We start from the raw sequence: 1,464 nt of genomic DNA on the forward strand, positions 1-1,464 counted from the left end.
CTTTATTAAAAGTTGATTTGTTAGAAAGGATAATCATTTATTGATATAATGAATGGATGCGTGGCAGAAAATAGATAGAAAGATACTGCTAGTAATTTATACTTAAAATGTAGGGAGATTGAACAGAGTTATGGGGACAGAAAAAGAAATTAGTTCCGCTAAATTAATATGGAAGATGACGCGCCCGCATACGTTAACGGCGACGTTTTCTCCTGTAATTTTAGGGACAGTGGCATCACTTTATGTTGCTAAAATTGATTGGCTGTTATTTATTGCGATGATGCTTGCATGTTTAGCATTGCAAATAGCAACGAACTTATTTAATGAGTACTATGATTTTAAACGTGGATTAGATACCGCTGAATCCGTTGGCATCGGTGGCGGAATTGTCCGTCATGGATTGAAGCCAAAAAATGTGTTAACAGTTGCGCTTTTATTATATGTCGTAGCAGCTTTTATTGGCATTTATATTTGTATGAATAGCAGCTGGTGGTTAGTTGTCATTGGTTTAATTGGGATGGCAGTTGGCTATTTATATACAGGCGGTCCATTACCAATTGCGTACACCCCGTTTGGAGAATTAGTTTCCGGATTGTTAATGGGGACATGTTTTGTACTCATTGCTTTCTTTATTCAAACGAATACGATAACGATTGAAAGTGTATTGATTTCCATTCCAATTGGAATTTTAGTCGGTGCAATCAATATGTCGAATAACATCAGAGATATCGAAGAAGATATTAAAGGTGGAAGAAAGACATTAGTAATCCTCCTTGGGAGAGAGAAAGCTGTGGTAACACTAGCGGTAGCCTTTTTCATTGCGTATTTATGGATTGCCGTAATTGTATTAATGGGTTATATAAGCCCTTGGGCATTAGTTATGTTCCTAGGTTTGAGAAAGCCAATTTCTGCGATTCAAAGTTTCCAAAAAGGGGCAAAGGATCCTGGGTATATGCGCATCGCAATGAAATCAACAGCGATGACAAATACGATTTTTGGCTTCTTATTATCAGCAGGATTATTAATTAGTTATTTGTTTTAAATAAAAAATATGGTTAAATAACTTAACCCCAGTTTCTCAATTTTAATATAGAGAGATTGGGGTTTTTATTTTGACTTTGTTTAATGTTAAAAACAGTTTCATTTGAAATGCAAATACCAATAAATTGCAACTTCATCATTTTCAATATCCAAACCTTTATAAACAAGAAAATCACACCCACCAATTACAAATCCGCATTTTTCATAGAACTTACATGCTGCGACATTATTATTTTGCGTTTCAAGCATGATACCGGGCATATTTCCTTTTTTTGCCCACTGCTTTGCTTGATCAACTAATCTTTTACCAACTCCGAGTGTACGATATTTTTTATCTACCGTTATATCTTCTATGTAAGCATAGTGGTTCCAATTCTTTTTCAATACCATTAATCCAATGATTTGGTTATGTAACAGTGCTAT

The 1,464-nt window shown here is 34.8% G+C and carries 1 protein-coding gene and 1 pseudogene; one reads left to right on the forward strand and one right to left on the reverse strand.

All coding sequences use genetic code 11. The features are described from left to right. Positions 1-130: 130 nt before the first annotated feature. Positions 131-1,042, forward strand: coding sequence for a 1,4-dihydroxy-2-naphthoate polyprenyltransferase (menA, locus tag ACQGS6_RS28375; protein WP_004411745.1), 912 nt, complete (start codon positions 131-133; stop codon positions 1,040-1,042). 98 nt (positions 1,043-1,140) lie between these two features. On the opposite strand, the pseudogene satA reads toward menA, so the two are convergent. Then, positions 1,141-1,464, reverse strand: a pseudogene (gene satA / locus ACQGS6_RS28380) (streptothricin N-acetyltransferase SatA); the annotation flags it as partial.

This window comes from Bacillus sp. GMs2/2 (genome assembly GCF_050172095.1).
Classification (GTDB): domain Bacteria; phylum Bacillota; class Bacilli; order Bacillales; family Bacillaceae_G; genus Bacillus_A; species Bacillus_A cereus.

Excerpts from the sequence above, each read along its gene's own strand:
- menA (WP_004411745.1), top strand. The coding sequence starts at position 131 with ATGGGGACAGAAAAAGAAATTAGTTCCGCTAAATTAATATGGAAGATG.